This window comes from Streptomyces aureocirculatus, assembly GCF_000720475.1.
In the GTDB taxonomy this organism is placed as follows: domain Bacteria; phylum Actinomycetota; class Actinomycetes; order Streptomycetales; family Streptomycetaceae; genus Streptomyces; species Streptomyces aureocirculatus.
This window is the reverse complement of the sequence record NZ_JOAP01000003.1, coordinates 21,592-43,666: the sequence shown is the minus strand read 5'-3', so window position 1 is coordinate 43,666 and position 22,075 is coordinate 21,592. Positions and strand designations below refer to the sequence as shown.

20 protein-coding genes are annotated in these 22,075 nt (G+C 72.4%); 12 read left to right on the top strand and 8 right to left on the bottom strand.

The features are described from left to right. Positions 1–38 precede the first annotated feature (38 nt). From IG78_RS0103335 to IG78_RS0103305, 7 genes are all read left to right on the top strand, one after another. Positions 39–1,328 carry a biotin carboxylase N-terminal domain-containing protein gene (locus IG78_RS0103335; RefSeq protein ID WP_030559600.1) on the top strand — a complete coding sequence of 430 codons (1,290 nt, stop codon included), beginning with the start codon at positions 39–41 and terminating at the stop codon, positions 1,326–1,328. Between the two features lie 79 nt (positions 1,329–1,407). Next, positions 1,408–2,319, top strand: a complete 912-nt coding sequence (locus IG78_RS0103330) for a hypothetical protein (RefSeq protein ID WP_030559599.1) — start codon at positions 1,408–1,410, stop codon at positions 2,317–2,319. Beyond that, positions 2,316–3,671, top strand: coding sequence for an MFS transporter (locus tag IG78_RS0103325; protein ID WP_030559598.1), 1,356 nt, complete (start codon positions 2,316–2,318; stop codon positions 3,669–3,671). Before IG78_RS0103330 ends, IG78_RS0103325 begins: the two co-directional genes overlap by 4 nt. Continuing rightward, a complete protein-coding gene (locus IG78_RS0103320) occupies positions 3,658–4,716 on the top strand; it encodes a peptidogalycan biosysnthesis protein (RefSeq protein ID WP_030559596.1) in 1,059 nt (352 codons plus the stop codon). The genes IG78_RS0103325 and IG78_RS0103320 overlap by 14 nt, the downstream gene beginning before the upstream one ends. 72 nt (positions 4,717–4,788) lie before the next feature. Further along, positions 4,789–6,297: a DUF2252 domain-containing protein gene (locus IG78_RS0103315; protein WP_063760691.1), complete on the top strand. Its 1,509-nt coding sequence runs from the start codon at positions 4,789–4,791 to the stop codon at positions 6,295–6,297. A 245-nt stretch (positions 6,298–6,542) separates the two neighbouring features. After that, a complete protein-coding gene (locus tag IG78_RS0103310; protein WP_030559593.1) occupies positions 6,543–7,415 on the top strand; it encodes a J domain-containing protein in 873 nt (290 codons plus the stop codon). A gap of 102 nt (positions 7,416–7,517) precedes the next feature. After that, a complete protein-coding gene (locus IG78_RS0103305) occupies positions 7,518–7,865 on the top strand; it encodes a rhodanese-like domain-containing protein (protein WP_078964778.1) in 348 nt (115 codons plus the stop codon). A 713-nt stretch (positions 7,866–8,578) separates the two neighbouring features. On the opposite strand, the gene IG78_RS0103300 is transcribed toward IG78_RS0103305, so the two are convergent. The 6 genes from IG78_RS0103300 to paaA all read right to left on the bottom strand — a co-directional run bounded on the left by IG78_RS0103300 (position 8,579) and on the right by paaA (position 13,781). Beyond that, complete coding sequence (locus IG78_RS0103300; RefSeq protein ID WP_030559590.1) at positions 8,579–9,784, bottom strand: acyl-CoA dehydrogenase family protein; 1,206 nt, start codon at positions 9,782–9,784, stop codon at positions 8,579–8,581. 260 nt (positions 9,785–10,044) lie between these two features. Continuing rightward, positions 10,045–11,112 (bottom strand): 1,2-phenylacetyl-CoA epoxidase subunit PaaE, encoded by a 1,068-nt coding sequence (gene paaE, locus IG78_RS0103295; RefSeq protein WP_030559589.1) that lies wholly within the window; start codon positions 11,110–11,112, stop codon positions 10,045–10,047. After that, positions 11,112–11,702 (bottom strand): 1,2-phenylacetyl-CoA epoxidase subunit PaaD, encoded by a 591-nt coding sequence (gene paaD / locus IG78_RS0103290; protein ID WP_225881962.1) that lies wholly within the window; start codon positions 11,700–11,702, stop codon positions 11,112–11,114. The genes paaE and paaD overlap by 1 nt, the downstream gene beginning before the upstream one ends. Then, the gene (gene paaC, locus IG78_RS0103285) at positions 11,696–12,472 is read right to left on the bottom strand and encodes a 1,2-phenylacetyl-CoA epoxidase subunit PaaC (RefSeq protein WP_030559587.1); all 777 of its coding nucleotides are present in this window, start codon (positions 12,470–12,472) and stop codon (positions 11,696–11,698) included. The genes paaD and paaC overlap by 7 nt, the downstream gene beginning before the upstream one ends. Beyond that, positions 12,469–12,759 carry a 1,2-phenylacetyl-CoA epoxidase subunit PaaB gene (gene paaB, locus IG78_RS0103280; RefSeq protein WP_030559585.1) on the bottom strand — a complete coding sequence of 97 codons (291 nt, stop codon included), beginning with the start codon at positions 12,757–12,759 and terminating at the stop codon, positions 12,469–12,471. Before paaB ends, paaC begins: the two co-directional genes overlap by 4 nt. Then, positions 12,756–13,781: a 1,2-phenylacetyl-CoA epoxidase subunit PaaA gene (gene paaA / locus IG78_RS0103275; RefSeq protein ID WP_037685023.1), complete on the bottom strand. Its 1,026-nt coding sequence runs from the start codon at positions 13,779–13,781 to the stop codon at positions 12,756–12,758. The genes paaB and paaA overlap by 4 nt, the downstream gene beginning before the upstream one ends. Before the next feature lie 273 nt (positions 13,782–14,054). On the opposite strand from paaA, the gene IG78_RS47595 reads away from it, so the two are divergent. The 3 genes from IG78_RS47595 to IG78_RS0103260 all read left to right on the top strand — a co-directional run bounded on the left by IG78_RS47595 (position 14,055) and on the right by IG78_RS0103260 (position 17,382). Further along, positions 14,055–15,104 (top strand): DUF5819 family protein, encoded by a 1,050-nt coding sequence (locus IG78_RS47595; RefSeq protein WP_318657749.1) that lies wholly within the window; start codon positions 14,055–14,057, stop codon positions 15,102–15,104. Further along, positions 15,104–16,378: an HTTM domain-containing protein gene (locus IG78_RS0103265; protein WP_078964806.1), complete on the top strand. Its 1,275-nt coding sequence runs from the start codon at positions 15,104–15,106 to the stop codon at positions 16,376–16,378. The genes IG78_RS47595 and IG78_RS0103265 overlap by 1 nt, the downstream gene beginning before the upstream one ends. 299 nt (positions 16,379–16,677) lie before the next feature. Further along, complete coding sequence (locus tag IG78_RS0103260; protein ID WP_037685055.1) at positions 16,678–17,382, top strand: TrmH family RNA methyltransferase; 705 nt, start codon at positions 16,678–16,680, stop codon at positions 17,380–17,382. A 71-nt stretch (positions 17,383–17,453) separates the two neighbouring features. Here the strand turns inward: IG78_RS0103260 and paaN are convergent, their stop codons facing one another. Further along, a complete protein-coding gene (gene paaN, locus IG78_RS0103255; RefSeq protein ID WP_030559579.1) occupies positions 17,454–19,145 on the bottom strand; it encodes a phenylacetic acid degradation protein PaaN in 1,692 nt (563 codons plus the stop codon). Between the two features lie 196 nt (positions 19,146–19,341). Here paaN and IG78_RS0103250 point away from each other — a divergent pair, with 196 nt between their 5' ends. Next, positions 19,342–20,856: a 3-hydroxyacyl-CoA dehydrogenase gene (locus IG78_RS0103250; RefSeq protein WP_030559577.1), complete on the top strand. Its 1,515-nt coding sequence runs from the start codon at positions 19,342–19,344 to the stop codon at positions 20,854–20,856. Then, positions 20,853–21,443: a TetR/AcrR family transcriptional regulator gene (locus tag IG78_RS0103245; protein WP_030559576.1), complete on the top strand. Its 591-nt coding sequence runs from the start codon at positions 20,853–20,855 to the stop codon at positions 21,441–21,443. The genes IG78_RS0103250 and IG78_RS0103245 overlap by 4 nt, the downstream gene beginning before the upstream one ends. A 27-nt stretch (positions 21,444–21,470) precedes the next feature. On the opposite strand, the gene IG78_RS0103240 is transcribed toward IG78_RS0103245, so the two are convergent. Further along, positions 21,471–21,971: an Lrp/AsnC family transcriptional regulator gene (locus tag IG78_RS0103240; protein WP_078964776.1), complete on the bottom strand. Its 501-nt coding sequence runs from the start codon at positions 21,969–21,971 to the stop codon at positions 21,471–21,473. Between the last annotated feature and the right edge of the window lie 104 nt (positions 21,972–22,075).

Here is a 22,075-nt window from a genome sequence, read left to right as displayed (position 1 = left end):
GCTGCCACTGAGCTGTCCCTGACAGGAGACCCGACCCCATGCAGCACATCCTCATAGCCAACCGCGCCGCGATCGCGGTGCGTGCCGCCCGTACCTGCCGCGGCCTCGGCCTGCGGACGACCGCGCTCGCCGCCCGTACCGACGCCCAGGCAGCCGCCCATGTCGCCGCCGCCGACCACGAGGTCACCGTCGACGGCAGGGGCCTGCCCGACACCTACGACTCGGCCGAGCGCGTCCTGGACGCCGTGGACCGCAGCGGGGTCGACACCGTCTACCCGGGCTACGGCTCGCTCGCCGAGAACGCCGACTTCGTCGCCGGTCTTGAGGAGCGGGGCGTGACCTTCGTGGGGCCCTCGGCCGCGGCGCTGCGGCTCGCGGGCAGCAAGGCCGCCGCCGCCGAGGCCGCTCGCCGCATCGGCGTCCCGGTGCTTCCGCACGCCACGGGCCGGGGCCGGGACGAGGTCCTCACCCACGTCCGCGCGATGGGCCTGCCGGTCGTACTCAAGCCGGAGTTCGGCTACGGGGGACAGGCCGTGCGCATCGCCCACACCGAGGCCGACGTCGAGCGGGCGGTGGCGGGGAGCGCCGAGGGGGCGGCGGGTACCTCGTGGTACATCGAGAAGTACCTGCCCGTGAACCAGGTCGTCGGGGTCACCCTCGCCGTGGACCACGACGGCGATGTGCTTCCCCTCGGCGAACGCGAGAGCCTGCTCGTGGCCGACGGCCTCAAGCTCCTGGAGGCGTCGCCGGTCGCGGGCGTCGACGCGCCGGTCCTGGAGGCCATGCGTGCCGACGCGGCCCTGGTGGCGCGGGAGTTCGGGCTGACCAACGTCATGACGGTGGAGTTCATCGTCGGCCCCGACCGCTACTACTTCCTGGAGGTCAACGGCAGGCTGCCGCTGGCCTACCAGATGTCCGAGAGCCAGCTCGGCACCGATTCCGGGAGTCGGCCCGGCACCGACCTCGTGGAGCTACAGCTCCGTATCGCACGGGGCGAGTCCGTCTCCGCCGCCGCGCACCCTCTCGACCGGACGCGGCACTGCCTGGAGGCCCGGCTCTTCGTCCACCCGCAGGAGCTCGCCGACTTCCCGGACGTGGGCACGCTCGACCGCTTCGAACTGCCCGACGTCGACGGCGTCGCGTACGCCTGGTCGGTGGACCCCGCGCGCCCCGTCACCTATGAACTCATCCTCGCCCAGGCCCTGGCCGCCGACACCTCGCGCGCAGCCGCGGCCCGCCTCGTGCGCAAGGCCGTCGACGGCGCCCGCGTGACGGGCCTGCGCTGCTACGTCGAGGAGATCACGCGGCGGCTCGACGACGAGTGCTGAGGCCTTACCAGCAGTACGGAACCGGACGAGCCGCATCAGCAGTACGGAAGCCGGACCAGGAACATCAGGAGGAATACCCATGAGCCAAGGGCTGACCGTCGCCTTCCTCGGCATCGACGGCATCGGCAAGAGCACCCTGTGCCGCGCCTTCGAGGAGCGCGTGCGCGAGAGCGGCCAGGAGGTGGTGACCGTCACCTGGCGGTCCGCCCTGGAGGAGACCGCGGCGCCCTGGCCCGCGGTGCCGCTCCAGCAGCTCTGGCTGGAGTCCTTCCGTACCCTGTACGGGGCGGGCCTGCGCGACGGCGAGCCGCTGGACATCCCCCGCGGCTACGACGACTGGCGCGACAACGACTGGGAGCGCCACCTGGCCGCGGAGCCCGTCATGGGCAACAAGGCGTCGGGCGCCCTCGCGGCCGCGTTCGTGGAGATCGCGGGCAATGTGCTGCTGGCCTCCGAGGTGACCCGCAAGGCCCTGGCCAGGGGTGCGATCGTGGTCCAGGAGTCGTACCCCATCAAGCACGTCCTGAAGGAACTCGCGGTCGCCGAGCGGCTGGCCGGGGAGGGCACCGGCGGCGAGGGCGGCGAGGGTGGTGACCCGGCCGCCGCGGCCGTCGGCGAGCTGACCCGCACCCTGCGCGGCCTCCTCGACCTGGTCTTCGGCTCGTCGCTGCTCCGTCCCGACGTCGGCATCCTCGTCGACGGCCCCTCCTCGTACGCCTACCGCTGGCGCACCGCGCAGAACGGCGCCGTCGGTGCCCTGGAGGACTACGGGCCCGCGGGCGAGCGCAGCGAGGAGTCGTTCAGCCGGATGCAGGACGAGACGGCCAAGCTGTTCCGTGAGTACGCCGACTCCTGGGGCTGGATCGTGCACCAGGTCGACGACGGCGGCGTGGAGGCCAACACGGCCCGGGGGCTCGCGGCCCTGTGCGCCCACCCGGAGCTGGCCCGCCGCCTCGGCGCCCCGGCGCGACCCGGCGATGTGACTGCATGACGGTCCCGCCCCCCGGGCCGGGCGGGCCGGGCGCGGTTCCGGCCGTGGACCGGACCCCGGCCGCCGCGCCGGAGGACAAGCGGACCCTGCGCGTCCTGATCACCTCGTCGATGTTCTCGAAGGTCGCGGACTGGCAGCTCGGCATCGTGATCCCGCTCGCGGTCCTCGCCGAGTCGGACTCCGTCGCGCTGTCCCTCGTCTCCTTCGCGCTGCGCGGTGTCACCTATGTGGGTTCGCCGTTCCTCGGCTCGGTCATCGACCGCTTCGACAAACGCCTGATCTTCGTGCTCGCCCAGCTCCAGCAAGCCCTGTGCCTGGTGGTGCTCGCGGCCACGCTGTCCAGCCAGGTGTCGGTGGCGGTGCTTGTGCTGCTCTCGGGCGTCGGCGGTGTCGCGAGCGCCATCACCGGCCAGTTCGTACTGATCCCCAAGCTGATCAGCGCGCCCGGCCGCCCGCTCGCCGTGGCCAAGCTGAACTCCGCCATCGAGCTGTCGAAGGTCATCGGCCTGGTCCTCGGCGGCGTCGGCTTCACCCTGCTCGGGCCCGCCGCCGCCACGCTGTGCATCGCGCTCCTGTACGTGATCGCGGGCTGTGTCGCGATGCTGCTGCCCGCGGTCGCGGCGAGCCCGGAGAAGATCAACATCCGTCGTGACCTCGCGATCGGTTTCCGCTGGGTCGGCAAGCGCGAGATCCTGTGGCTCGTCGTGACCATGTCGATGACCAATCTGGCCATCGGCCAACTGGAACCCGCCCTGATCACCGAGTTCGGCGATCAGGGCATGAACACCACCGTGATCTCCGTGGTGATGGCGATCGGCCTGCTCACGGGCGCCGTGGCGAGCCGTGTGGCCCCGCACTTCCTGCCGCTGTGGACCCCCGAACGGCGCATCCTGGTGTGCCAGTTGATCGGCTTCGCGGGCCTCGCGCTGATCGCCGTACCGGTACTGCCCGTGCGGGTCGTCGGTTTCATGGTGGAGTGCTTCGCCATCGCCGTGAGCAACGTGGCGTCCATCACCTACCGCCAGGAGACCATCCCGGCCGACGTCGCGGGCCGCGCCAACGCCACGATCCGCATGTTCATCACGGGAGCCGTTCCCCTGTCCGGCTTCCTCTACGCCTGGGCCAGCCGCCTGGACGGCTACTGGTACTGGCTGCCCGCCCTCGGCCTGTGGGCCACGGCGAATGTGATCTGGGCGGTGCATGCGCGGCGGGGCGCGAGGACTTGTGTGCGGGGGGCGCCGGATTCCTCCGAAGGAGTGGCGGCACAAGGAGCGGCGGCACAGGAAGTGCCAGCACGAGGAGCGGCAGCACAGGAAGTGCCAGCACAAGGAGCGGCAAGTGGAGATCGTTGAGCAGGACCACCTCGTCATCGCCGTGGTGGACCGGGCGGAGGCGGAGAGCCACGCGTGGAAGGCGGCCGAGGCGTCGGGCCAGGACTCGGCCGAGGGGGCGGCCGGGCGGATCGACATCGTGCGGCTCGCCGAGGCCGACGTCGACCCTGCCGGGGGCATCGACGCGAGCCTGGCCGACCTGGGGTTCGTGGCCCGCCCGAAGTGGCTGAACTGGTGCGCCCCCGTGGGGGATTCCCGGGCGGACTTCGAGGCGGCACTCTCCGGCACCGAGCGCCGCAACATCCGCCTCGGCACCCGCTTCGTCCACGACGAGGGGCTGCGGGTCGACGTCCGCGTGGGCCTGACCGAGGAGCTCGTGGACGAGTTCCTGGTCCTGTACGAGCAGCAGATCGCCGGTATGCCGCGCGGCCAGAACTTCGCGCGGCGCGGTCGCGACCGGCTGCTCGCGGGCGCCGACCAGCACGTCAGCGTCTGCGTCACCACCCGCGAAGGCGCCATGCTCGTGGGGTCCCTCTGGTGGATCAGGCCCGAGGAGTCGGTGCTCCAGATGCGCTACTCCGCGTCGGCGGCGGACGCCCGGTCCAGCCGGGTGATGCGGGTGGCGTACGCGCAGGCCCTCCAGTTCGCCCGCGAACAGGGCCTGACGTACGCCTCGTTGGGGAACGACCCCTCGCTCTTCGGCCATGTCGTCCAGCCGGGCCTGTTCAACTTCAAGACCCGCTTCGGCTTCGCCCCCGTCCCCGCGCAGGTACTCACGCCGAAGCTGGGCGGCGGCTTCGTGGACAAGTTCCTCAGCCTGCGGTCGTTGTCGGACCCGGCCCTCGTGGTGACGTGGGGGCGGCATGCGGGGACGGCGCCCAGGTGGCCCGAGGTCGGGGCGGCGGGGCCGGGGCACGATCTGCTGATCCTGTCCGGGGGGTCCGGGGGGTCCGGGGCGTCCGGGGTATCCGGCGCGTCCATGGCGTCCGGCGTCGCGGACGAGGAGCTCGCGGGCCGGTTCCGTACGGAGGGCTTCCGCCGGACGCGGGTGGCGGCGGTCCCGTAGCGGGGGTGGGCGCCCCGGGCCCCCGGCGGTACCTTCGACGCGCACTGATGTTCGTGACCGGGGGCGGGAAACATGGCTGACGCGATACGTACGGGGACCGGAGCAGGGGCCGAGAGCGGCGCCGGGGCCGTGCCGGAAGCGGGGGCGGGCGGGCGCCGCCTCCCGCACGTGGACGGCTTCGCGCGCCTGCCCGCGCCCGGCGACCCCGGACCCGGGCAGCCCAAGCAGGAGGGCAAGGCCCTGCGCGCCGGCACCCCGCGCTCCGCGCACGCGCGGTACGCGCCGGACGACCGGCGCCCCGACCCCGTACAGGTCATCGAGGAGACCAACCGCTGCCGCATCCCGGAACTCGCCCCGCTGCGCGTCGGCAGGATGGCCGCGTCCCCCTTCGCCTTCCTGCGCGGCACCGCGGGCCTGATGGCGTACGACCTGGCCCGCACCCCCCTCACCGGCATCGGCGCCCAGATATGCGGCGACGCCCACGCGGCCAACTTCGGTCTCTACGGCGACGCCCGCGGTGGCCTCGTCATCGACCTGAACGACTTCGACGAGACCGTGCACGGCCCCTGGGAGTGGGACGTCAAGCGCCTCGCCACCTCCCTGGTGCTCGCCGGGCGCGAGGCGGGCGCCGAGGAGGACGCCTGTGAGGAGGCCGCGTACGACGCCGTCGGCGCGTACCGCCGCACCATGCGGCTCCTCGCCAAGCTGCCCGTGCTCGACGCGTGGAACGCGATCGCCGACGAGGAACTCGTCTCCCACACGGACGCCCGTGACCTGCTCGGCACCCTCGACCGGGTCTCCGAGAAGGCCCGGCAGAACACCAGCGCCCGCTTCGCCGCCAAGTCGACCGAGCCGGTCCCCGACACCGAGGCCGAAGCCCCGGCGGGCGGCGTCACGCCGCGGCGCTTCGTCGACGCGCCCCCGGTGCTGCGGCGGGTGCCGGACGCCGAGGCCGCCGCGGTCGCCGCCGCCCTCGGCGCGTACCGCTCCACGCTGGCCGAGGACCGCCTGCCCCTCCTCACCCGGTACGCGATCCAGGACGTGGCCTTCCGCGTCGTCGGCACCGGCAGCGTCGGACTGCGCTCCTACGTGGTCCTCCTCCTGGACCACCGGGGGGAGCCGCTTGTCCTCCAGGTCAAGGAGGCCTGCCCGTCCGCGCTCCTTCCGCACCTGCCGGTGGCGGGCTTCAAGGAGCAGGAGGGCGACGGGGGTCACGAGGGCCGCCGTGTCGTGCTCGGGCAGAAGCGGATGCAGGTCGTCAGCGACTTCCTGCTGGGCTGGACGACGATCTCGGGCCGCCCCTTCCAGGTACGTCAGTTCAGGAACCGCAAGGGCAGCGTGGACCCGGCCGCCCTCGCCGCCGACCAGCTCGACGACTACGGCCGGATGACCGGCGCCCTGCTCGCCCGCGCCCACGCGCACAGTGCCGACCCCCGCCTGATCGCCGGATACTGCGGCAAGAACGACGAGCTCGACGAGGCGGTGGCCGCGTTCGCGGTGACGTACGCGGACCGTACGGAGGCCGATCACGACCGGCTGATCGCGGCGGTACGGGAGGGACGGCTGCGGGCGGAGGCCTAGGGCCCGTCCGGGGGGTGGGTGTGGCCTGGGCCTGGAGCCCGTCCGAGGGGTGGTGTGGCCTGGGCCTGGAGCCCGTCCGGGGGTGGGTGTGGCCTGGGCCTGGAGCCCGTCCGGGGGTGGGTGTGGCCTGGGCCTGGAGCCCGTCCGAGTGGTCGGTGTGGCCTGGGCCTGGAGCCCGTCCGAGTGGTCGGTGTGGCCTGGGCCTGGAGCCTGTCCGAGGGATCGGTGTGGCCTACGCTGGACCGGTGACGACCCCGGAAGCCGAGCCCACGCCCCAGGAACCGCATGCGGCGGCGCCCCACCCCACGGACGGCGCGGACGGCGCCGACGGCCCCGACGGCGCGCCCCGGCCCGAGGAGCGACTCGAGAAGGCGGTGCGCGCCGCCGAGCAGGCTCTGATCGAGTACGAGATCGCGGTCGAGACGTTCCGGGTGGAGGTGGAGAACTTCTCCCGGCTGCACCACCAGAAACTCGGCCCGATGTACGCCCGCCTCGACGAGCTCGACGCGTTGATCGCCGAGGCCGTGGCCGCGCGCTCCGGTGACCCCGAGGACCGGCGCAAGGCCGACGAGGCGCGGGCCCGGGTCCTTCCGATGCCGGGCGTCGAGGAACTGTTCCACGGCTGGATGGACGGCGAGGGCCTGTTCCCCGAGGCCGCCGCGATGCTCACCGACCAGTCGGTGCGGCCCCCGCAGCGGGTGCGGCCGAGCGACGAGGCCCGCAAGCTGTACCGCGAGCTTGTCCGCAAGGCACACCCCGACCTCGCCCAGGACGAGCAGGAACGCGCCCGCCGCGACGAGTTCATCACCCGGGTGAACGCCGCGTACGGCCGCGGCGACGAGTCGCTGCTCCGGGAGCTGCTCGGCGAGTGGGACGCGGGGCCCGCGCCCGAGGAGCAGCAGCCGACGCCCGCCGAGGAGCTGTACGCCCGCCTGGAGTGGCTCGCCCGGCGCAAGGAACTGCTCGCGGTCGTGGCCCACGACCTGGAGGAAAGCGCCATCGGCTCGATGCTCAAGCTGGCGCCCGACGACCCGGACCGGCTCCTGGACGAGATCGCCGAGCAGCTCCTGGCGCAGGTCGCGGAGCGCGAGGCGGAGCTGGAGCGGGCCAGCGCGTAGGCCTGCCGTCCCGGTGGCGGTGCCGTCGGCCCCCGGGGGTGGGGCCGTGGGGGGCCACGGGTGGGCGGCGGTGGGTGCCGGCGGTCGGGTAGCGTCGGGGCCATGCATTTCGGATCTGGTGTGCCCACGGTCGGCGTCGACGCGCTCACGGACGGAGACTTCCTCCTCGACGTCCGCGAGGACGACGAGTGGCAGGCGGGCCACGCGGCGGGCGCGCTGCACATCCCGATGAGCGACTTCGTCGCCCGCTTCGGCGAGCTGACCGACGCCGCGCCACAGGACGCCAAGGTGAACGTCATCTGCCGCTCCGGCGGCCGCTCCGCCCAGGTGACGATGTACCTCGCCCAGCAGGGCATCGACGCGGTGAACGTCGACGGGGGCATGCAGGCCTGGGAGGCCGAGGGGCGGCCCATCGTCGACGACAAGGGCCAGCCGGGCACGGTGGTCTGACCCCGGCCGGTGGGCCGGGCGACCCGACCCTGGCCCGGTAAGCCGGGGCGACCCTTGGCCGGTGGCCGGTGGCCGGTGGCCGGTGGCCCGGTGGCCCGGTGGCCCGGTGATCCGGTGGGCCGTGACGTCGTGGGCTGTGGGTCGGTCGGTCGGGGGGATCCTGGCCTGGTGGCCTGGTGGCCTGGTGGCCTGGTGGCCTGGTGGCCCGGTGGCCCGGTGGGCCGGTGGGCCGTGACGTCGCGGGCTGTGGCTCGGTCGGGCGGGGCAACTCTGGCCGGGTGGCCCAATGGGTCGTGACCTCGTGGGCTGTGGGCCGGTCGGTCGAGGGGATCTTGGCCCGGTGGCCCGGTGGCCCGGTGGCCCGGTGGCCCGGTGGCCCGGTGGCCCGGTGGCCCGGTGGTCCGGTGGGCCGTGACGTCGTGGGCCGTGGGTCGGTCGGGGCGGCCCGGGCCGGGTGGTCGGGTGGCCCGGTGGGCCGTGACCTCGTGGGCCGTGGGTCGGGCGGTCGGGGCAACTCTGGCCGGGTGGCCCAATGGGCCGTGACCTCGTGGGCTGTGGGCCGGTCGGTCGGTCGGTCGGGGGATCCTGGGCCGGTGGCCGGTGGCCGGTGGCCGGTGGCCGGTGGCCGGTGGCCGGTGGCCGGTGGCCGGGACGTCGGGGCCGTGGCCCGGTGGGCGGGTCGGTCGGGCCGGTGCCGGTCGGGCCGGGGGCGGTCAGGCCAGGGGGTGGGCGGCCAGCAGGTCTCCCAGCGCCTCCTCGTGCGCCGCCGCCGGGCCGAGTGCCAGCTCCAGATGCTTGGCCCAGGCGTGGTACCGGTGCAGGGGGTAGTCGACGTCGGCGCCGAAGCCGCCGTGCAGGTGCTGCGCGGTCTGGACGACGCGGCGCACCCCGTCCGACGCCCAGATCTTGGCCACCGCCACATCCCCCGACGCGGGCAGCGGCCCGCCCTCGCCCGCGGCCCCGCGCCCCGGTTCACTCAGGCGCCAGGCGGCCTGCCACAGCGTGACCTCCATGGCCCGCAGGTCGATGTAACGGTCCGCCGCCTGCATCGCCACCGCCTGGAACGTGGCGACCGGAAACCCGAACTGCTCCCGCTTCCCGGTGTATTCACTCGTCATCCCGAGCACCCCCGTACCAAGGCCGAGCGCCAGCGCACAGGTACCCGTCGCCAGCAGGTCGCGCAGATAGTCCCACGCCCCCTCCACCGCGATGACGTCCCGGGCACCGACCCGCACCGAGTCCAGCCGCAACTCCCCGAGCCGCTCCCCACTCGTCGAGAACTGCTCGGCGAAACCGAGCCCCGCCCCCGCACCCGTACCCGCTCCCGTCTTCGTTCCTGCCCCCGCACCCGGCACCAGCGCGAGAACCGCCATTCCCTCGGACGACGTGGCCGGAACCACGATGAAGTCGGCATCGAACCCCCAGGGAACCCCGCTCTGCACCCCATCGAGCACCCACCCGCCACTCCCGTCGTCACCGTCACCATCGGGACGCGCGGTGACGGCCAGCGCGGCGTCGTCGTGGCCCGTGCGGCCGTTCGTCGCCACGGTCAGGACGGTCTCACCCCGCGCGGCCGCAGGCAGCACGGCCTGCTTAAACTCCTGGCTCCCGAAGGCCTGTACGGCATACGCGGCAGCGCTGCTCTCCAGAAGCGGCACCCTGGCAAGCACCTTCGCCGACTCCCGCAACACCAGACAGAGCGCGATGGGGTCAAGACCCGAACCGCCGTACTCCGGCGCCACCAGCAGACTCAGCAGATCGGCACCGGCGAGCCTGCCCCACAGCTCCCGGTCGAAGTCCTCGGCCACGGCCCCCGGGGTGAGCGCGGGACTTGGCACCCCGTCCGGCACGACATCGGCGAACACCGCCTTCGCCGCCTCAAGCGCCGCCTGCTGCTCCTCGGTGAAACTGAAGTCCACAGCTCGTCCCTCCGCACGGCCCGGCCCTGACGGGTCGTCAAGGTAGAACAAGTTCCAGTGGAAGGGAACAGCCGGATGAAAGCGAACAGCCGCCGCACGGGAGGGAACAGCCGTATGGAAGCGAACAGCCGCATGGGAGGGAACAGTCGCATGGGAGGGAACAGTCGCATGGGAGGGAACAGTCGCATGGGAGAGAACGACCGCATGGCGGGGGAGAGTCGGGCCCGGGTGTCCGACCGACTGCTCGCCCCGGGCTCCGCTCAGCGGTCGAAGTCCAGCTCCACCCTGTCCGTCGTCGGATGCGACTGGCACGCCAGCACATAACCGGCCTCGGTCTCCTCCGGCTCCAGCGCGAAGTTCCGGTCCATCCGCACCTCACCGGACACCTTGAACGCCCGGCAGGTACCGCACACCCCGCCCTTGCAGGCGAACGGCGCGTCCGCGCGGTTGCGCAACACCGTGTCCAGGAGCGACTCCCCCGCCCGCACCGGCCAGGAGCCGGAGCGCCCGTCGAGGGTGACCGTGACCGTGCTGTCCTCCGGCGCCGGGGCGACAGGCACGGCCGCGATCCCGTCGTCCACGTGGAATATCTCCTCGTGGATGCGCCGCCGCTGCACCCCGAGCCCCCGCAGCGTCCGCTCCGCACCCTGCACAAGCCCGTACGGACCGCACAGGAACCAGCCGTCGACCTCATCGACCGGCAGCAGCGCGGGCAGCAGCCGTCCCAGGCGTTCCTCGTCGAGCCGTCCCGAGGCGAGCCCGGCCTGCTGCTCCTCCCGGGACAGCACCGTCACCAACTGGAAGCGGTGCGGCCAGCGGTCCTTGAGGTCGGCCACCTCGTCCAGGAACATCGTCGACGCCGCCGTACGGTCGCTGCGTATGAGGCAGAACTCGGCCCGCGGTTCGCGCTCAAGGAGCGTCGTGACGATGGAGAGCACCGGCGTGATGCCGCTGCCTCCGACCACCGCGGCATACCGTCCCGGAGCAGGCTGCAGCGTGAAGCGGCCCGCCGGGGTCATCACCTCCAGCTCGTCACCGACGACGATCTCCTTGTGCGCGTATGTCGAGAAGGCGCCGCCCTCCACCACCCGCACGCCCACCCGCAACTCCCTCGGCTCACCGGCCGCCCGCGGGTCCGGCGCCGGGGAACAGACCGAGTACGTGCGCCGGATCTCGGTGCCGTCGACGACGCGGCGCAGGGCGAGGTGCTGGCCCGCCGCGTGCCGGTACTCCTCGCGCAGCGCGGGGGGCACCGCGAACGTCAGCGTCACGGAGTCGTCGGTGAGCTGCTCGACCGCCGCCACGCGGAGCGGGTGGAAGCGCGCCATCACAACTCCTTGAAGTGGTCGAAGGGCTCCCGGCAGTCGACGCAGCGGCGCAACGCCTTGCAGGCGGTGGACGAGAAGCGGCTGAGCAGCTCCGTGTCGGTCGAGCCGCAGTGCGGGCAGCGGACCGTGAGGGAGAGCGGGACCGGCCCGTCGGCGGCGTGCGGGCGCGGCGGGGCGATGCCGAACTCGGCGAGCTTGCGGCGGCCCTCGGCACTGATGTCGTCCGTGGACCAGGCGGGGGAGAGCACCGTGCGCACGGTGACGTCGTCCCTGCCGTGCTCGCGCAGCACCTGCTCTATGTCCGCGGACATGGCCTCTATGGCGGGGCAGCCCGTGTATGTCGGAGTGAGCTCCACGTCGACGTGGCCCGTGCCGCTGACGTGGACGGCGCGGAGCACGCCGAGCTCTCCCAGGGTCAGGACGGGCAGCTCGGGGTCGGGCACGGACCCCGCGAGGGCACACAGCTCGGCTTCCAGGGCGGTGGGTGCGGCGGTTCCGGGGGACGGGGTGGGTGCGGCGGGAGTGTGGGAGGCGCTGGGGGCAGGGGGTGTGGTGGACGTTGCGGATGCGCGGGACGGAGTGGTCACCATGACGCCCCCGGGTGGCTGCGGTGCAGATGCTGCATCTCCGCGAGCATCCTGCCGAACGGCTCGGTGTGCAGGCCCTCGCGTCCGGCGCCGGCCTGCCACGCCCCGCTCCGCGGCCCCTCGGGGACGGTGAGGGTGGCCCTCTCGATCACCGCCGTGATCGTGGCCGTCCACTGCGCGCGCAGGGCCTCCCAGTCGAGATCGAGGCCGGTCACCGGCTGGAACAGCTCCCCGGTGAACCGCCACAGCGCGTCCAGACCGCGCTGCATCCGCTCATGGCTCTCCGCCGTGCCGTCGCCGAGGCGGAGCGTCCACTGCTCGGCGTGGTCCTGATGGTAGGTGACCTCCTTGACGGCCTTCGCGGCCAGCGGCGCCAAGGGGCTGACCGTGCGGGCGAGTCGGTCGTACATCAAGGTCTGGTACACCGAGAAGTACAACTGGCGGGCGATGGTGTGCGCGAAGTCGCCGTTCGGCTGCTCGACGAGCTGGACGTTGCGGAAGGCGCGCTCCTCCCGCAAATAGGCCAGCTCGTCCTCGTCACCGACCAGGGAGAGCAGCACCCGGGCCTGTCCGAGAAGGTCCAGGGCTATGTTCGCCAGGGCGACATCTTCCTCCAGGACGGGGGCGTGCCCCGCCCACTCACCCAGGCGGTGCGAGAGCACCAGGGCGTCGTCGCCCAGGGGGAGGGCCGCGGCCGGGGGAGCCGGGGCGGGAGGGGACGCGGAGGCGGCGGTGGCGGTCGCGGCCGTGTTCGTGGACGGGGTGGCGGTCACAGGTGCTTCACTCCCTCCGGGATGTCGTAGAACGTCGGGTGGCGGTAGGGCTTGTCGGCGGACGGGTCGAAGAAGGAGTCCTTCTCGTCGGGCGAGGACGCGGTGATCCCGGCGGAGGGGACGACCCAGATGGAGATGCCCTCGTTCCTGCGGGTGTACAGGTCGCGGGCGTTGCGCAGGGCCATCTCGGCGTCCGGGGCGTGCAGGCTGCCCGCGTGGGTGTGGGACAGGCCGCGGCGCGAGCGCACGAACACTTCCCACAGCGGCCATTCGGTCGAGCTGCTCATGCGGTCGCCTCCTTGCGCTCACTGTGCTCGGCGGCGCGGGCGGCGTGCTTGGCGGCGTGGGCGGCCGCCGCCGCACGCACCCAGGCGCCCTCTTCGTGGGCCAGCCTGCGCTGGGTCATGCGCTGTTCGTTGCACGGGCCGTTCCCCTTCAGGACCGACCAGAACTCGCTCCAGTCGATGGCGCCGAAGTCGTGCTGCCCGCGCTCCTCGTTCCACTTCAGGTCCGGGTCCGGGAGGGTGAGGCCGAGCGACTCGGCCTGGGGGACGCAGATGTCCACGAACCGCTGGCGCAGCTCGTCGTTCGAGTGCCGCTTGATCTTCCAGGTCATGGACTGCTCCGAGTGCGACGACTCCGCGTCCGGCGGTCCGAACATCATCAGGGACGGCCACCACCAGCGGTCCACGGCGTCCTGAGCCATCGCGTGCTGGGCCTCGGTGCCCCTGCTGAGGGCGAGCAGCAGTTCGTACCCCTGGCGCTGGTGGAACGACTCCTCCTTGCAGACCCGGACCATCGCGCGGGCATAGGGGCCGTACGAACACCGGCACAGCGGGACCTGGTTGGTGATCGCCGCACCGTCCACGAGCCAGCCGATGGCGCCCACGTCCGCCCAGGTCAGCGTCGGGTAGTTGAATATCGAGGAGTACTTCTGGCGGCCCGAGTGCAGCTTGTCGAGCAGGTCGTCGCGGCTCGCGCCGAGCGTCTCCGCCGCGCTGTACAGATAAAGGCCGTGGCCCGCCTCGTCCTGGACCTTGGCCATCAGGATCGCCTTACGGCGCAGCGAGGGCGCACGCGTGATCCAGTTCGCCTCCGGCTGCATGCCGATGATCTCGGAGTGGGCGTGCTGCGCGATCTGGCGCACGAGCGTGGCGCGATAGGCGTCAGGCATCCAGTCACGCGGCTCGATGCGCTCGTCGGCCGCCACGGCCGCGTCGAACGCCGCCTCCAGCGTCACGGCGTCCGCCGCTGCCGTGCCCGCTGTCCCGGCAGCCCCTGCCGTTCCCGTGGCGCTCGTGGTGTCCATCGGGCTCACGGGCCGTTGCGCTGTAGGCATCTCGGTCCCCCTCGACCTCGGGCATCGTCCGACTCCCACGAACTCGACGGTCGAGCAACTTACCGACCGATCGTTCGGTTCGTGCGAATTCAATGGTGCGGTGGCTCGCCTTAAGGTGTCAACCCTGTGGATAACCTCCGGGACGCCTGGGCCTGGCGGGCGGGTCTGAGTACCGTTCCGGCGGCAGGGTCCGTTGCGGGGCCCCGATGCAGGGGCCGGTGGAGGGTTGAGGAACGGGGCGAGATGGACGGGTACGACAAGGGTCCGCGCGGCGAGCCCGCCGGGCGGGCCTCCAAGCCCGCCGAGCCCACCGGGCCTACCGGGCCTACCGAGCCCAGGCGTGCCGCCGAGCCCACCGAGCCCGCCAGGCGTGCTTCCCAGCCCGCCCAGCCCACCGAGCCGGACCCGGAGCTCAGCGAACGGGCTGAGCTGGATTCAGGGCGCGCCGGGCCCACCGAGCCGGACCCGACGCTCGACGAGCCCACCGAGCCGGACCCGACGCTCGCCAAGCCCACCGAGCCAGACCCGGAACTGGACGTGCCCGCCGACTCCGGACCCCCGGCCGAGCCCCCGCCGGACCCCACCCCGCCCCGCCCCCCGGCGGGCATCGCCGCCCTCTCCCGCGGGTCGCAAGTCGTCGCTGCTTTGGTCCTCGCCGTGGTCGTGGCCACCGTCTGCGTCCACGTCGGCATGCTGTTCCTGCACGTCGCGCCGTCGAACACCGTCACCAAGGAACACGGCCGGACGGTCGAGGACTGGATCTATCCCGAGTTCGAGCAGAACTGGAAGCTGTTCGCGCCCAACCCGCTCCAGCAGAACGTCGCGGTGGAGGTGCGCGCGCAGATCCGTACGGCTGACGGGACCTCCAGGACCACCCGCTGGTACAACCTGTCCGCGCAGGACGGCGCCGCCATCGACCACAACCCGCTGCCGAGCCACACCCAGCAGAACGAACTCCGCAGAGGCTGGGACTTCTTCGTGGCCACCCACGACGCGCAAAATCGTCCCACCGGCCTGCGCGGCGAGCTGTCCGAGCGTTACGTCCGCCGTATCGCGCTGCTCCGCCTCGACCGGCACGAGCCGCTCGCCCGCGGTGAGGCCTTCGACCAGGTGCAGGTCAGGTCCCGGACCACGCCGGTGCCGCCACCGGAGTGGAGTGACGAGAAGATCAACATCAAGCCCGTGCAGCGGGTCCTTCCGTGGTGGTCGGTGACCCCGTCCGACCTGCCGCTCGCGGACGAGGACCGGGCGCGCGGAGACGTGGCCGCCGAAGGGAAGGGAGCCGTCCGGTGATCCGTCTCGACCCACTCGCCCGTGGCGTGCAGCGCGTCACGGCGCACGCCCTCGGCCCGTACCAGACCGCGATGGTCCGCATCGGCTTCGCCGCCACCTGGCTGCTGTTCCTGCTGCGCGAACTGCCGCACCGGCATGAGCTGTACGGACCCGAAGGGCCCTGGAGCTGGGACATGGCCCAGCGGCTCATCTCCGCCAATGACGCCTTCACCGCGCTGATGTGGTCGGACGGGCGGGTGTGGTTCGAGATCGTCTACTTCCTGGCGATACTGTCCAGCGCCCTGCTCCTTGTGGGCTGGCGCACACGCACCATGTCCGTACTCTTCATGATCGGCGTCCTTTCGCTGCAGAACCGCAGCATCTTCATGGGCGACGGCGGCGACAACGTCATCCATCTCATGGCGATCTACCTGGTGTTCACGCGGTGCGGCCAGGTCTGGTCCCTGGACGCGCGGCGTGCGGCACGCGCCGACTCCCGGGGCGGGGGAAGCGATGCCGCCGCCCCGCCGGGCCGTGAGGAGAACGGCGACGCCGCCCCGCTGAACCGCGAGGACCGGGTCGGGCCCGTGCTGTGGTGGGTCCTCGGGCTCGCGTTGTCCGCCGTGACGTTCATGGGGGAACTCGACGGGTACTGGCCGGTGTTCTTCTGGGGGCTGTGGCTCGCGCACGGCCTGTGGTGGTTCGCCGGTCGTAGGGCCCCGAACGGCGAACCCCGGCTGTTGCTCGACGTCGTCGCCAACCTCGCGCACAACGCCGCCCTGTTGGTGATCATGGCCGAGGCGTGCCTGATCTACGCCACGGCGGGCTGGTACAAGATCCAGGGCAGCCGCTGGCAGGACGGTACCGCCGTCTACTACCCCCTCCAGCTCGACTACTTCTCCCCCTGGCCCGCGCTCGCCGACCTGCTGGCCTCGCACGGTGTACTGGTGATGCTGGTGACCTACGGGACGGTCGCCGTGCAGGTCGCCTTCCCGTTCACCCTGTTCAACCGGCGCGTCAAGAACGTCCTCCTGGCCGTGATGATCTTCGAGCACGCGGCCATCGCCGTCGTTCTGGGGCTGCCGTTCTTCTCGCTCGCGATGATCGCGGCCGACGCGGTCTTCCTGCCCACGTCCTTCCTGCGCCGCCTAGGCGGCCGGGTGGCACGCGCGCGTGACGGTGTGCTCGCCCGGGCGCCGCGACTGCCGCGCAAGTCCGCGCCGTCGCCGCTACCGAAGGAAGAGGAGCAGGTCAGCCCAGTCACCGAGCCCGCGCGCGTAGGCTTCGGAGCATGAGCGGCAGCGCGGCAGAGGGCAATGACAGGCCGCAGCGGACGGCAGCGGCGGCGGGGCATGGCGAGGCGCGGAGGACGGCAGCGGCAGTAGGTGGCGACGAGCCGCAGGGGACGCCTCCGGGTCGCGACGGGTCGAAGCGGACGGCAGCGGCGGTGGGGCGCGACGAGTCGCGGAGGGCGGTGGCGACCGAGGGTGGTGACGAGCCGCCGTGGGCAGCGGCGGCAGGGGGGCGCGGTGGGGCGTCGTGGGCGGGTGCGGAGGATCCGGTCCGGGTCTGGCGCGGTCTCGCCGGCTCCCACGTGCTGCTCGACGGCTTCCACGCCCTGAAGCACGCCCTGCGCTTCGACGCCCGCGTCCCCGTGGCGCTGACGGGCGACAAGGCCGCAGTCCTCGCTCTCGCCGAGGACCTGGCGCCGGATGTGACGGCCGCCCTGGACGCACTGCTCGCCGAGACCGACGACGCGACGCTGCGGGCCCTGGTGCCCCGGCTGCACCCCACCGCCGTGGCCGCCCTGGCCGTACGCCCGGCACGTGCCGACAACCTCCGGGCCCTTGCGCACACGCCGAGGTCCGCGCCGGTCGTCGTCCTCGACGACCCCCGAAACCTCGGCAACGCCGGGGCGGTGATCCGGCTCGCCGCGGGCTTCGGCGCGACGGGAGTCGTCACGACCGGCACGCTCGACCCCTGGCATCCCACGGTCGTACGCGGCGGTGCGGGGCTGCACTTCGCCACGGCGGTGGAGCGCCTCGACGTCCCGGAACTGCCCGCGGGCCCGCTGTTCGCCCTCGACGCCGAGGGCGCGGACATCCGCGGGCTGAAGATCCCCGACGATGCCGTGCTCGCGTTCGGCTCGGAGCGCAGCGGCCTGTCCGCCGCACTGCGGGCCCGGGCCGACCAACTGGTGTCGCTGCCGATGCGGCCACAGGTGTCGAGCTACAACCTCGCGACGAGTGTCGGCATGACGCTGTTCCACTGGTCATCAGGGCGACCGCCGGGAGCCTGAGCCCCCCTCCCCGGCGGCCTGGGGCCGAGCCCGCGCCCCGAGGGGCGCGGACCCATGGCTGTCGCCCCGGCTCACGCCTCCTTGCGGATCTCCACCACCCGGAAGCGGTTGGCCACGAACGCGGCGTCGCACAGCGCGGAATTCGCGGCCGGGTTGCCGCCCGAGCCGTGGAAGTCGGAGAACGCCGCCGTCTGGTTCACATAGACACCGCCCGTCAGGTTCAGCGACAGTTGGGCGCTCTCCTCCAGGCAGGTTTCCTCCACGGCCTCGGACACCTCCGGCGAGGTGGTGTACGCCCCGACCGTCATCGCGCCCTTCTCGCGGACCGTGCGCCGCAGCAGCTCCACGGCGTCCGCCGCGGAGTCGACGGCGACGGCGAAGGAGACGGGGCCGAAGCACTCGCTCAGATACGCCGCCTCGGCGTCCGGCTTGGCACCGTCCAGCTTCACGATCACCGGCGTGCGCACCACCGCGTCCGGGAACTCCGGGTTGGCGACCTCCCGCGAGGCGAGGGCGACTTCACCGAGCCCGGCAGCGGCCTCCAGGCTGGTGCGCACGTCCGGGTTGACCAGCGCGCCGAGGATGCCGTTCGCCCGGGCGTCGTCGCCGAGCAGGCCGTTCACGGCGCCCGCCAGGTCCGTGACCACCTCGTCGTACGTCTTGGCGCCCGCGTCCGTCCGGATGCCCTCGCGGGGGATCAGGAGGTTCTGCGGGGTCGTGCACATTTGGCCGCTGTACAGCGACAGGGAGAAGGCCAGGTTGGAGAGCATGCCCTTGTAGTTGTCGGTCGACTCGACGACGACCGTGTTGACACCGGCCTTCTCCGTGTAGACCTGGGCCTGCCGGGCGTTGGTCTCCAGCCAGTCGCCGAAGGCCGTCGAACCCGTGTAATCGATGATCTTGATTTCGGGGCGGACGGCCAGGGTCTTGGCGATGCCCTCCCCGGGGCGCTCGACGGCCAGCGCGACCAGGTTCGGGTCGAAGCCCGCCTCACCGAGGACCTCACGGGCGACACGCACGGTCAGGGCGAGCGGCAGCACCGCGCGCGGATGCGGCTTGACCAGGACGGGGTTGCCGGTGGCGAGGGAGGCGAAGAGGCCGGGGTAGCCGTTCCACGTCGGGAAGGTGTTGCAGCCGATCAGGAGGGCGATGCCGCGGCCGACAGGGGTGAAGCGCTTGGTCAGGGCGAGCGGGTCACGCTTGCCCTGGGGCTTGGTCCACTCGGCGGTGCCGGGGGTGCGGGACTGCTCCGCGTACGCATACGCCACCGCTTCGAGGCCGCGGTCCTGGGCGTGCGGGCCGCCCGCCTGGAACGCCATCATGAAGGCCTGGCCGCTGGTGTGCATGACGGCGTGCGCGAACTCGTGCGTACGGGCGCTGATGCGGGCCAGGATCTCCAGGCAGACCATGGCGCGCACGTCGGGTCCCGCGTCGCGCCAGGCGGCCGTGCCCGCGCGCATGGCGGGCAGCAGGGCGTCCACGTCCGGGTGCGGATAGGTGATGCCCAACTCGGGTCCATAGGGGGACACTTCCGCGCCCGTCCAGTCGTCCGTGCCCGGCTGGTCGAGGTCGAAGCGCTCGTTCAGCAGGGCTTCGAAGGCGGCTTTGCCCTCGGGGAGGCTCAGGCTGCCGTTCTCCCCATAGGCCTTGGGGTGCTCGGGGTGCGGCGACCAGTACGCGCGGGTGCTGATCGTCTCCAGCGCCTGGTCGAGGGTGGGCCGGTGCTTTTCGATCAACTGGTGCGCGGTGAGTTCGGCGGCCATGAGGGACCAACTCCTCGTCGAGTCAGCTCTCCTTCGAGCTGGCGAGCTGGGCAGGGGCAGTGGGCGGGAACACCTGGACAGAGCTAGAGTAACCGAACGATCGGTCGGGACAAGAGGGTCTGCCGAACCTGTGGAAAACCTTCCCCGGCCACCCCCGGGCCCCTGGCCGAGACCCCAGTGCGGGAGGATCGCGAGCATGACAGCACTCGATCTCGACAGCCCCGTTGCCGTGGTCGGCACCGGCACCATGGGCCAGGGCATCGCCCAGGTCGCCCTGGTGGCGGGCCACCCCGTGCGGCTGTACGACGCCGCGCCGGGCCACGCGCGCACGGCGGCCGCCGCGATCACCGCCCGCCTGGACCGCCTCGTGGAGAAGGGCCGCCTCGACGCGCCCGCCCGGGACGCCGCGGCCGGACGCCTCGAAGCCGTCGACGGTCTCGACGCCCTCGCCGGGTGCGACCTGGTCGTCGAAGCCGTCGTCGAACAACTGGACGTCAAGCAGCGCCTGTTCCAGGACCTCGAGGAGATCGTGGCGGACGACTGCGTGCTGGCCACCAACACGTCGTCCCTGTCCGTGACGGCCGTCGCGGGCGCACTCGGGCGCCCGGGCCGCTTCGTCGGACTGCACTTCTTCAACCCCGCGCCGCTGCTGCCCCTGGTCGAGGTGGTCAGCGGTCACGCCACGGACGAGGCGACGGCCACGCGCGCGTACGACACCGCGCGAGCCTGGGGAAAGACGCCTGTCCACTGCGCCGACACCCCCGGCTTCCTCGTCAACCGCGTGGCCCGGCCCTTCTACGCCGAGGCCCTGCGCGTGCACGAGGAGCGCGCCGCCGACGCCGCTACCGTCGACGCGGTCCTGCGCGAGTCCGGCGGCTTCAAGATGGGCCCCTTCGAACTCACCGACCTCATCGGCCAGGACGTGAACGAAGCCGTCACCCGCTCGGTGTGGGAGTCGTTCTTCCAGGACCCCAAGTTCACGCCGTCCCTCGCCCAGCGGCGCCTCGTCGAGTCCCGGCGCCTCGGCCGCAAGACGGGGCAGGGCTGGTTCGCGTACGGGGACGGTGCCGAGCAGCCCCGGCCGCACACCGCGGGCCCCGCGGACGCACCGGGGTCCGTCGCCCTGCACGGCGAGCTGTTCCAGGCCGCGGCCCTGCTCCCGCTCATCGAGGGCGCCGGCGTCCGGGTGGAGCGCGGGCAGTCCGCACACCCGGACTTCCCGGGCTGGATCGAGCTCTCCGGGGGCACCCGCCTGGCCCTCGCCGACGGCTCGTCCCCCGACGCCGCCGCACAGCCCACCATCCAGTTCGACCTGGCCCTCGACTACGGAACGGCCACCCGCATCGCCCTCGCCCCCGCGGCACGCGTGGACGAGCGCGCGCTCGGCGAGGCGGTGGGCCTCTTCCAGGCGCTCGACAAGAAGGTCAGCGTCGTACGCGCCATCCCCGGGATGATCGTGGCCCGTACGGTCGCCATGCTCGTCGACTTCGCGCACGACGCCGTGGCGCGCGGCGTGGCGGAACCCGACGACGTCGACACCGCCATGCGCCTGGGCGTCAACTACCCGCGCGGACCGCTCTCCTGGGGCACCGACCTCGGCCTGTACTGGGTCACGGGGGTCCTCGACCACCTGCACGACGAGTACCCCACGGGGCGCTACGCCGCATCCCAGGGGCTGCGCCGCGCCGCCGCGAAGGAGGACCACGCATGAGCGCCCGGCGGGACACCTACACCCCCGAGACCCTCCTCGACGTCGCCGTACGGGTCTTCAACGAGCGTGGCTACGACGGCACGTCCATGGAGCACCTCTCCAAGGCCGCCGGTATCTCCAAGTCGTCGATCTACCACCATGTGTCGGGCAAGGAGGAGCTGCTGCGCCGCGCGGTGAGCCGGGCGCTCGACGGGCTCTTCGGGATCCTCACCGAGGAGCACGCGCGCGAGGGCGGCGCGGTGCGGCGCCTGGAGCACGTGACCCGGCGCACCGTCGAGGTCCTGATCGCCGAACTGCCCTATGTGACGCTGCTGCTGCGGGTGCGCGGCAACACCGACACCGAGCGGTGGGCCCTTGAGCGGCGCAGGGAGTTCGACCACGAGGTCGCCGAACTGCTCAAGGAAGCCGTCGCGGACGGCGACCTGCGCTCCGACGTCGAGCTGCGGCTCGCCACCCGGCTGCTCTTCGGAATGATCAACTCCATCGTGGAGTGGTACAAACCGGAGGCACGCAACGCCGCCAGCGGTGCCGAGGTCGCCGACGCCGTGGTGCAGCTAGCGTTCGCGGGGCTGCGCACCGAAGGCTGACCCAGGCGGGTGCCACCGCCCGCGATCTCAGCCCTCCGCCTCCAGGTCGTCCTCCTCGAAGACCAGCAGCGTGCGGGTGCTGAGGACCTCCGGGATGGACTGGATCCGGGTGAGCACCAGCTCCCGCAGCGCGCGGTTGTCCGGCGTGTGCACCAGCAGCAGTACGTCGAAGTCCCCGCTGACCAGCGCGATGTGAGAGGCCCCCGGCAGAGTCCGCAGTTGTTCGCGGACCGTGCGCCAGCCGTTCTGGACGATCTTCAGGGTGATGTAGGCGGAGGCGCCCTGGCCGGCACGTTCGTGGTTGATGCGGGCGCCGAAACCGCGGATCACGCCGTCGTCGATGAGGCGGTTGATGCGCGCGTAGGCATTGGCCCGGGAGACGTGCACGCGCTCGGACACGGCACGTATCGAGGCGCGACCGTCCGTGTGCAGGATCTGCAGGATGTCGCGGTCGATGGAGTCCAGCGGGCGGAGCTGGGGCTCCGGACGCTCCCCGGCGCCGCCGTCGGCCATTCGTTCAGGTGCCATGTCCCCCCGCCTCCCTACCATGGACGTACTGCACCCATCCCAGGCTGTGGAGAACCGTTTGTCCACAGCCTGGAGGTGCCTGTAGCCAAAATGTGCCGACGACC

Bases quoted from the DNA above. Each gene is read 5' to 3' on its own strand.
- IG78_RS0103335 (WP_030559600.1), top strand. From the start codon at position 39: ATGCAGCACATCCTCATAGCCAACCGCGCCGCGATCGCGGTGCGTGCC.
- IG78_RS0103330 (WP_030559599.1), top strand. From the start codon at position 1,408: ATGAGCCAAGGGCTGACCGTCGCCTTCCTCGGCATCGACGGCATCGGC.
- IG78_RS0103325 (WP_030559598.1), top strand. From the start codon at position 2,316: ATGACGGTCCCGCCCCCCGGGCCGGGCGGGCCGGGCGCGGTTCCGGCC.
- IG78_RS0103315 (WP_063760691.1), top strand. From the start codon at position 4,789: ATGGCTGACGCGATACGTACGGGGACCGGAGCAGGGGCCGAGAGCGGC.
- IG78_RS0103305 (WP_078964778.1), top strand. From the start codon at position 7,518: ATGCATTTCGGATCTGGTGTGCCCACGGTCGGCGTCGACGCGCTCACG.
- paaE (WP_030559589.1), bottom strand. From the start codon at position 11,112: ATGGCGCGCTTCCACCCGCTCCGCGTGGCGGCGGTCGAGCAGCTCACC.
- paaD (WP_225881962.1), bottom strand. From the start codon at position 11,702: ATGGTGACCACTCCGTCCCGCGCATCCGCAACGTCCACCACACCCCCT.
- paaB (WP_030559585.1), bottom strand. From the start codon at position 12,759: ATGAGCAGCTCGACCGAATGGCCGCTGTGGGAAGTGTTCGTGCGCTCG.
- paaA (WP_037685023.1), bottom strand. From the start codon at position 13,781: ATGGACACCACGAGCGCCACGGGAACGGCAGGGGCTGCCGGGACAGCG.
- IG78_RS47595 (WP_318657749.1), top strand. From the start codon at position 14,055: ATGGACGGGTACGACAAGGGTCCGCGCGGCGAGCCCGCCGGGCGGGCC.
- paaN (WP_030559579.1), bottom strand. From the start codon at position 19,145: ATGGCCGCCGAACTCACCGCGCACCAGTTGATCGAAAAGCACCGGCCC.
- IG78_RS0103250 (WP_030559577.1), top strand. From the start codon at position 19,342: ATGACAGCACTCGATCTCGACAGCCCCGTTGCCGTGGTCGGCACCGGC.
- IG78_RS0103245 (WP_030559576.1), top strand. From the start codon at position 20,853: ATGAGCGCCCGGCGGGACACCTACACCCCCGAGACCCTCCTCGACGTC.
- IG78_RS0103240 (WP_078964776.1), bottom strand. From the start codon at position 21,971: ATGGCACCTGAACGAATGGCCGACGGCGGCGCCGGGGAGCGTCCGGAG.